At 67.3% G+C, this 8,080-nt stretch carries 8 protein-coding genes; 4 read left to right on the plus strand and 4 right to left on the minus strand.

All coding sequences use genetic code 11. The features are described from left to right. Window positions 1–173: 173 nt before the first annotated feature. The 3 genes from MTR62_RS18695 to MTR62_RS18705 are packed head-to-tail and all read left to right on the plus strand — an operon-like array spanning window position 174 to window position 2,949. Window positions 174–1,022, plus strand: coding sequence for a methyltransferase (locus MTR62_RS18695; protein ID WP_244023788.1), 849 nt, complete (start codon window positions 174–176; stop codon window positions 1,020–1,022). Between the two features lie 8 nt (window positions 1,023–1,030). Next, window positions 1,031–1,690 (plus strand): dethiobiotin synthase, encoded by a 660-nt coding sequence (gene bioD / locus MTR62_RS18700; RefSeq protein WP_244023790.1) that lies wholly within the window; start codon window positions 1,031–1,033, stop codon window positions 1,688–1,690. Next, window positions 1,687–2,949: an adenosylmethionine--8-amino-7-oxononanoate transaminase gene (locus MTR62_RS18705; protein ID WP_244023792.1), complete on the plus strand. Its 1,263-nt coding sequence runs from the start codon at window positions 1,687–1,689 to the stop codon at window positions 2,947–2,949. Before bioD ends, MTR62_RS18705 begins: the two co-directional genes overlap by 4 nt. Window positions 2,950–3,057: 108 nt before the next feature. On the opposite strand, the gene MTR62_RS18710 is transcribed toward MTR62_RS18705, so the two are convergent. Next, window positions 3,058–3,669 carry a fasciclin domain-containing protein gene (locus MTR62_RS18710; RefSeq protein ID WP_244023795.1) on the minus strand — a complete coding sequence of 204 codons (612 nt, stop codon included), beginning with the start codon at window positions 3,667–3,669 and terminating at the stop codon, window positions 3,058–3,060. Window positions 3,670–3,688: 19 nt separating this feature from the next. Then, the gene (locus MTR62_RS18715; protein WP_244023797.1) at window positions 3,689–4,336 is read right to left on the minus strand and encodes a hypothetical protein; all 648 of its coding nucleotides are present in this window, start codon (window positions 4,334–4,336) and stop codon (window positions 3,689–3,691) included. 9 nt (window positions 4,337–4,345) lie between these two features. Here MTR62_RS18715 and MTR62_RS18720 point away from each other — a divergent pair, with 9 nt between their 5' ends. After that, a complete protein-coding gene (locus tag MTR62_RS18720; RefSeq protein WP_244023799.1) occupies window positions 4,346–5,314 on the plus strand; it encodes a hypothetical protein in 969 nt (322 codons plus the stop codon). 159 nt (window positions 5,315–5,473) lie between these two features. Here MTR62_RS18720 and glnA read toward each other — a convergent pair whose 3' ends face one another. Beyond that, entirely contained in the window at window positions 5,474–6,883 is a 1,410-nt protein-coding gene (gene glnA, locus MTR62_RS18725) for a type I glutamate--ammonia ligase (RefSeq protein WP_244023801.1), read from the minus strand. Window positions 6,884–7,061: 178 nt separating this feature from the next. Then, complete coding sequence (locus MTR62_RS18730; protein ID WP_244023803.1) at window positions 7,062–7,400, minus strand: P-II family nitrogen regulator; 339 nt, start codon at window positions 7,398–7,400, stop codon at window positions 7,062–7,064. Between the last annotated feature and the right edge of the window lie 680 nt (window positions 7,401–8,080).

Raw genomic sequence — 8,080 nt, forward strand, 5'->3', positions numbered from 1 at the left:
CGATCCGCTGCTGCCCACGGTTATGCGCGCGGCGACGTTCCCGCTCGGCCCGGTGCGCCGGATCGCGCACCCCGGCGGCCATCTGCTCCCGCTCGAGGACCCGGCCTTCTGCGCCGGGGCGATCGGGCAGGCCCTTGCCGCACCCGGCGCCTGACAACCGGCCTGCCCTTCCGATGAACGCCCCCGCCCGCCCTTCCCGGCCCATCGCGCACGACAGCGTCTCGCGCGCGTTCGGCGCCGCGCACGGGTATGACCGCCACGCCCCGGTCCAGCACCGCATCGCGCAAGGGCTCGCACGCCGCATCGCCGCGCTCGACCTGGCGCCTGCCCCCGCCGTATTCGAATTCGGCTGCGGCACCGGCTTCTTGACGCAGGCGCTCCTGGCCGAGACGGCGCTGGCCAGTCCGCAGGCCCGCTGGCGCGTCACCGATCTTGCCCCGGCCATGCTCGCGCGGTGTCACGAACGCCTCGGCCCGCGTGCCAACCTGCAGCTGTCCACGCTCGACGCCGAATACGCAGAGCCCGAAGACGGCCCCTTCGACCTCATCGCGTCCAGCCTCGCGCTGCAATGGTTCGACGATCCGCTCGCCGCGCTGGCGCGCATGGGCGGCTGGCTCGCACCGGGCGGGCACCTCATGGTCACGACGCTGGGCGCGGGAACCTTTGCCGAATGGCGCGCGGCGCACACCGCGCTCGGCCTCGAGGCCGGCACCCCGCCCTTCCTCGACGCCCGGCGCTTCGCCGCACTGGCGGGAGCGCAGGTCCGCGTCGAACCCATCGTCGAGCATCCCGGCAGCGCCCGCGCCTTCCTGCGCGCGCTCAAGGCCATCGGCGCAGGCACCCCGCGCACCGGGCATCGGCCGCTTGCGCCTGCGGAGCTTCGCGCAGTGATGGCGCAATTCGAACGTAACCCCTGCACGGCAACGTACGAGGTGGTGACGATCCACCTCGCCCGGCCATCCGAGCCCGAAACCCCGGCGCTCCGGCCCGACACACAGCCCTCCCGGCCCGACCCAAGGTGAGCGAAACCATGACCAGCCCCTCCCGCCCGCAGACCCTCGTGGTGACAGGGACCGACACCGAGATCGGCAAGACCGTGTTCGCCTCCGCGCTCGCCGGAGCGCTGGGCGCCTTCTACTGGAAGCCGGTGCAGGCCGGGATCGAACCCGAGGACCCGCACGGCGAGACTGACGCGCTGCGCGTTACCGCGCTTTCGGGCCTGCCGCGCGAACGCGTGCTGCGCGAAGCCTACCGCCTCGTCACGCCCTGCTCGCCGCACCGCGCCGCCGAGATCGACGGCGTGACGATCGACCCGGCGCGCCTCGCGCTGCCCGAAGTGGATGGCGCGCTGGTGGTCGAAGGCGCGGGCGGCGTTCACGTCCCGCTGACCCGGCAGGAGACTTACGCCGACCAGTTCGCCCGCTGGGGCGCGCCGGTCGTGCTCGTCGCGCGCACCAACCTGGGCACGATCAACCACACCCTGCTCTCACTCGAAGCGCTGCGCGCGCGCGCGGTGCCCGTGCTCGGGGTTGCCTTCGTGGGCGATCCGGTCGAGGACAGCGAGGCGACCATCTGCGCCATGGGCCAGGTCAAGCGGCTCGGCCGCCTGCCCCGGCTCGACCCGCTCACGCCCGACGCGCTTCGCGCCGCCTTCCTGGCACACTTCAAGACAGAGGACTTTCGCGTATGAACCCCTCTTCGGTCTGGCACCCCTTCACCCAGCACGGCCGCGGCGAGCCGATCCCGCTGGTCACGAGCGCTTCGGGCGCGCTGCTCCACCTTGCCGACGGGTCGCGCGTGATCGATGGCATCTCGTCCTGGTGGGTGACCACCCACGGCCACTGCAACCCGCGCATCATGCAGGCGATCGCCGATCAGGCGGGCAAGCTCGACCAGCTGATCTTCGCGGGCTGGACCCACGAACCGGCCGAGACGGTGGCCGCGGGGCTGCGCCAGATCATGCCGCAGAGCCTGACGCGGGTGTTCTTTTCCGATTCGGGATCGACCAGCGTCGAAGTCGCGCTCAAGATGGCGCTGGGCTACTGGCACTGGCGCGGCGAGGCGCAGCGCTCGCGCATCCTGGTCATGGAGCATTCCTACCACGGCGACACCATCGGCGCGATGTCGGTGGGGGAGCGCGGGGTGTTCAACCAGCCCTATACCCCGCTGCTGTTCGATGTCGGGCGCATCCCGTTTCCCGCGCAAGGGGGCGAGCAGGCGACCTATGACGCGCTCGAGGCGTTCTGCAGGGAGGGGACAACCGCCGCGCTGATCGTCGAGCCGCTGGTGCTGGGCGCGGGCGGAATGCTGTTCTACGCGCCCGAAGTGCTGGCCGAGATGCGCCGCATCTGCGCGGCCCACGGCGTGCTGTTCATCGCCGACGAAGTGATGACCGGATGGGGCCGCACGGGCACGCTGATCGCCTGTGAGCAGGCCGGGATCGAACCCGACATCCTGTGCCTGTCCAAGGGGCTGACCGGCGGCGCGGTGCCGCTCGCGGTGACCATGGCGAGCGAGCCGATCTTCGAGGCGCACTGGCACGCCGAAGACCGCGCGCGCATGTTCTTCCACTCCTCGAGCTACACCGCCAACCCGCTCGCCTGCGCGGCGGCGGCGGAGAACCTCGCGATCTGGCGCGAGGAGCCGGTGCTCGAGCGGATCAGCGCGCTGGCCCGAAAGCAGGCCGACTGGATCGACAAGCTGGGGCAGGTCTACCACTTCGACAACCCACGCACCTGCGGCACGATCGCCGCGCTCGACATCAAGGTGAACGACGAAGGCGGCTACATGAGCGACGTCTCGCCCCACCTCCAGGCCTTCTTCCGCGAACGCGGCGTGCTGCTGCGCCCGCTGGGCAACACCATTTACGTCATGCCGCCCTATTGCATCACCGACGACGAACTTGCCGAAGTGTGGGACGCCATCGGCGAGGCAGTGATCGCCTTTTAGAGCGTTTTTCGAACGAAGTGGAACACGAAGTAACTCGGCAAAACGCGCAAAAACAGGAATTCTTGAGCGGTCGATCCGATGCGATCGGATCGACCGCTCTAAAGCCGCTCAGGACGAAACCTGGCGCAGCAATCCGGTGACGGGGATCGCGATGCTCTCGCCACCAGCCATCGCCTCGCCATCGATCGTCGCGCTCGAACCGTCGGGCGCCTTGATCGTGATCGTATCGCCCGACTTGGTGAAGGTCAGTTCGTCGCCGCTCAGGCTGGGCATGGTGACCGAACCGTCCTTGCTCTCGTCGATCGCGTTGGAGAGGTCCTGCACGGTCACATAGCCGGGCATCATGTGCTCCTTGAGCAGGGCGGCCAGCGCGGCGTTGTCATCGCCGCCGGTCAGCGTCTTGCCCGCATCGCCCAGCGCCTCGAAGGTCGCGTCCTCGGGGGCGAACAGGGTGTAGCTGCCCTTCTCCTTGAACAGGCCCGACAGCCCCGTTTCCTTGAGCGCTTCGGCCACGGTCTGCAGGCCGTCGGCGTTGTCGAGCAGCTGGGTCACGGTCTGGTCCGCGGGCACGACGAGCGCCTGGTCGGCCGCCGCCGTGGTGGTGTCCGCGCTCGGCTCGCTGCCCGAGCAGCCCGCCAGCGCCGCGCCCGCCGCCAGCGCCAGCACGAACCCCGCGCGGCGCGACAACGCACCGTTTGTCCGCTTCAGAAAAGTACGCATGGTGTGGTCTTGCCTCCTGTCAGGATTGCGCGATCAGTTCGATCGCCGCCTGGACCAGCCGGGTGGTGGGATCGATCTGGTAGATGTAGCCGTCCGAATAGCGGTACAGCGCGTCCGGACCGTCGTAGTACTGGTCGCGGTAGCCGTAGGGCACGTTGTAGACGTCGTAGCCCATCGGCATCGGCTTGCCGATCACGACGTCGTTGCCCACCAGCACGGCGGCGACCGAGTTGATCTGCGAGGAGCCGGGATCGACTCGGTAAATCGTGTCGCCGTAATAGCGGTACGAATTCGACGGCCCAAGGTCATAGTACGTATCGTAGTAGCTGGGCAGCGCCACGCTCTGGTACTGGCCCGGCCAGGTGTTACCGATCGCCAGCGCCCCGGCGAGGAGCGGGATGTAGCTCAGGATCGATGAGCCCGAGCCCACCTGCACCATGTACCCATCGGCGTAGCGGTAGTTAACGTTGCGATCGTAGCGGCTCCAGTACCAGTCGGGCTTGGCCCAGGCGCGGCGCGGCGTGCGATCGAGCCCCGGCGGGGTGCAGCCGTTGTATTTTTTGGCGAGGCCCGGCGGGCAGCCCTTGTAGCTGGGGCGACGATCGATCTTGCCCCAGTCCACCGGGCGCCCCTTGGTGACCACGCGCACGCGGTCGTTGGTCGGCACAACGAATTTGTGGCCCGCCGGTCCGGTGTAGGAAACGCGCCGGATGTCCTGGCGCGGCTCGCGGTGCGCGACGCGGCTCTGGCGACGGTCATCCTGCTGGCGCTGCGCCTGCCGTTGACGGGCCTGCTGCTGGTGCTGCCCCTGTTCGCGCTTCGCCTGCTGCTGCCGGGCCTGCTGCTGGTGCTGCGCCTGTTCGCGCTTCGCCTGTTGCGCCTTGGCCTGCTGCTGGTGCTGCGCCTGTTCGCGCTGCGCCTGCCGTTGACGGGCCTGCTGCTGGTGCTGCCCCTGTTCGCGCTTCGCCTGTTGCGCCTTAGCCTGCTGCTGATGCTGCGCCTGTTCGCGCTTCGCCTGTTGCTGCCGGGCCTGCTGCTGGTGCTGCCCCTGTTCGCGCTTCGCCTGTTGCGCCTTGGCCTGCTGCTGGTGCTGCGCCTGTTCGCGCTGCGCCTGCCGTTGACGGGCCTGCTGCTGGTGCTGCCCCTGTTCGCGCTTCGCCTGTTGCGCCTTAGCCTGCTGCTGATGCTGCGCCTGTTCGCGCTTCGCCTGTTGCTGCCGGGCCTGCTGCTGGTGCTGCCCCTGTTCGCGCTTCGCCTGTTGCGGCCTGGCCTGCTGCTGGTGCTGCGCCTGATCGCGCTTCGCCTGTTGCGCCTTCGCCTGCTGCTGATGCTGCGCCTGTACGCGCTTCGCCTGTTGCTGCCGGGCCTGCTGCTGGTGCTGCCCCTGTTCGCGCGTCGCCTGCCGCTGACGGGCCTGCTGCTGGTGCTGCGCCTGATCGCGCTTCGCCTGTTGCGCCTTAGCCTGCTGCTGGTGCTGCGCCTGTTCGCGCTTCGCCTGTTGCGCCTTGGCCTGCGGCTTTTTCGCCTGCTCCTGGTCCTTGCCATGGTCGGCGTTGCCGTGCCCATTGCCGCCCGGCTGGGCCATCGCGGCACCGGCGACGAGGGCCAGACCGGCTACCGTTCCGGCAAGAAATGCTCGGGTTGAACGCATGGGAATCTCCTTTCGAGGACTAGCAACGCGGCAATTCCCTAGGCGTTCCCCGAAGGGTGTTGGTCCCGGCCCACCAAAAAGGGCGCCCGGATTGCTCCAGGCGCCCCACTCGGCGAACCGTTTTGCCCCTCTCGAAGGGAGGGGAAAGCGCGATCAGGCGCTGTAGTACATGTCGAACTCGACCGCCGACGGCGTGGTTTCCCAACGCAGCACTTCGGGCCACTTGAGTTCGAGGTAAGCCTCGATCTGGTCTTCGGTGAACACGCCACCGTCGAGCAGGAACGCGTGGTCGGCCTGGAGAGCCTCGAGAGCCTCACGCAGCGAGCCGCACACGGTCGGAACTTCGGCGAGCTCTGCCGGAGGCAGGTCGTAGAGGTTCTTGTCCATGGCTTCGCCGGGGTGGATCTTGTTCTTGATGCCGTCGAGGCCAGCCATCAGCAGCGAGGCGTAGCACAGGTACGGGTTGGCCATCGCGTCGGGGAATCGGAATTCCACGCGCTTGGCCTTGGTGCCCGCACCGTAGGGGATGCGGCACGAGGCCGAACGGTTGCGCGCCGAGTAGGCGAGCAGAACCGGCGCTTCGTAACCCGGAACCAGGCGCTTGTAGCTGTTGGTGGTCGGGTTGGTGAAGGCGTTGAGCGCCTTGGCGTGCTTGATGACACCGCCGATGAAGTACAGGCAGGTCTCCGACAGACCGGCGTAGCCGTTGCCCGCGAAGGTGTTCTCGCCCTCGTTCCAGATCGAGATATGCGTGTGCATACCCGAACCGTTGTCCTTCATGATCGGCTTGGGCATGAACGTCGCCGTCTTGCCGTAGGCCTGCGCCACCATCATGACCACGTACTTGTAGATCTGCATGCGGTCAGCGGTGGTGGTCAGCGTGCCGAAGGTCAGGCCGAGTTCGTGCTGGGCTGCGGCCACTTCGTGGTGGTGCTTGTCGCAGGGCAGGCCCATTTCGAGCATGGTCGAGACCATCTCGGCGCGGATGTCGGTGCAGCTGTCAACCGGAGCGACGGGGAAGTAGCCGCCCTTGGCGCGCGGACGGTGCGCGAGGTTGCCGGTGTCGTACGACTTGCCGGTGTTGGTCGGCAGTTCGATGTCGTCGATCTTGAAGCCGTTGCCGTCGTAACCATCGTAGAAGGTCACGTCGTCGAACATGAAGAACTCGGCTTCGGGGCCGACGAACACGGTGTCGCCGAAACCGGCCGACTTGACGAACGATTCCGCACGCTTCGCGGTCGAGCGCGGGTCACGGGCGTAGAGTTCGCCGGTCGAGGGTTCGACGATGTCGCAAAACAGGATCATCATCGGGGTTGCCGAGAACGGATCGATGTAGGCGGCGTCGAGGTCGGGTTTGAGGATCATGTCCGACTCGTTGATCGCCTTCCAGCCCTCGATCGAGGAACCGTCGAACATCAGGCCATCTTCGAGCTCGTCCTCACCCAGGACGCCCGCGCACATCGTCAGGTGCTGCCACTTGCCCTTCGGATCGGTGAAGCGAAGATCGACCCATTCGATCTCCTCATCCTTGATCGTCGCAAGGATGTCCTTTGCAGTTGCCATATGTGTGGTTCTCCAATCTTACTTCCCGCAACCGGGGAAGGCCTAGGGGTGGATGGGCTGTCCGGGAACCGTGCCGGCCCCCCCGTGCCGGTAAGTTCCCTTTGCCGGACCAGAGGCCGGACAATGTTGCGCACGGCCGGGCGCGCGGGCGCGCCGGCCGGATTGTTCCTGCAGGCTCTTAGAGAGCCTCGTCGTCGCGCTCGCCGGTGCGGATGCGGATCGCGGTCTCGACCGGAACGACGAAAATCTTGCCGTCACCGATACGGCCGGTCTGCGCGGCGTCGGCGATGGCTTCCACCACCCGGTCGGCCAGCACGTCCGAGACCACGACTTCGAGCTTAACCTTGGGCAGGAAATCGACGACGTACTCGGCTCCGCGATAAAGCTCGGTGTGTCCCTTCTGCCGACCGAAGCCCTTTGCCTCCGTCACCGTGATGCCCGAAACGCCCACTTCGTGCAGCGCTTCCTTCACCTCGTCGAGCTTGAAGGGCTTGATGATAGCTTCGATCTTCTTCACGCCTGACTGGACCTTTTTTCGTTCTGCACCCGGACTGCATGGTCGAGGATCCCGCCCGGGAACCAGATTCCTCGTGCCCGACTCCGATCAGAATCGTGCCATTGGCTGAGATACCGTGGTAGGACATGTGTGCATTCGCGAAAAGACCTCAATCGCAATATTCACCCCACCAGAGCCGCTTTTTCGCAAAGTTTTAACAGTTCTCAAGGTCGGACTGTGTTTAAATTTCAAGCACGAAGTGCCTGAAAATTGTGCAATCGCTCTGTCGCGCGCGCTCAGGGCCTGTCCAGAAGAGAGCCAAGGCCCACCAAGCGTAACACCGCGCCGAGCCGCAAGGCAAGGTGGACAAGGCAGGGTGGGCAAGGCAGGGCAGACAAGCCGCGCAGGCGCGACAAGCCCCCGCGTGCCGCGCGCCCCCCCGGCTCAGGCGGCCATCAGCCGGTCGTCAAGCATGATGCGTTCGAACGATGGTGCAACCCACAGGCCCCGGCGGCACGAAGGCGAACCGCCGCGCACCGCCCCCCCCGGCGGCGGCGCAAGCGCCGCTGGCGCGACTCACGCGGGGCTTGCGCCCGATCCTGAATTCGGCGCGGGCCGGCGGTACTCCCCAAGGCCGCTCGTCGGCGGCCTTGGGGTCAGATGGGGTGATTGGGGCTCGGCACCGAGTCGGTGGAGTGGCT

The organism is Novosphingobium organovorum (assembly GCF_022832435.1).
Taxonomy (GTDB): domain Bacteria; phylum Pseudomonadota; class Alphaproteobacteria; order Sphingomonadales; family Sphingomonadaceae; genus Novosphingobium; species Novosphingobium organovorum.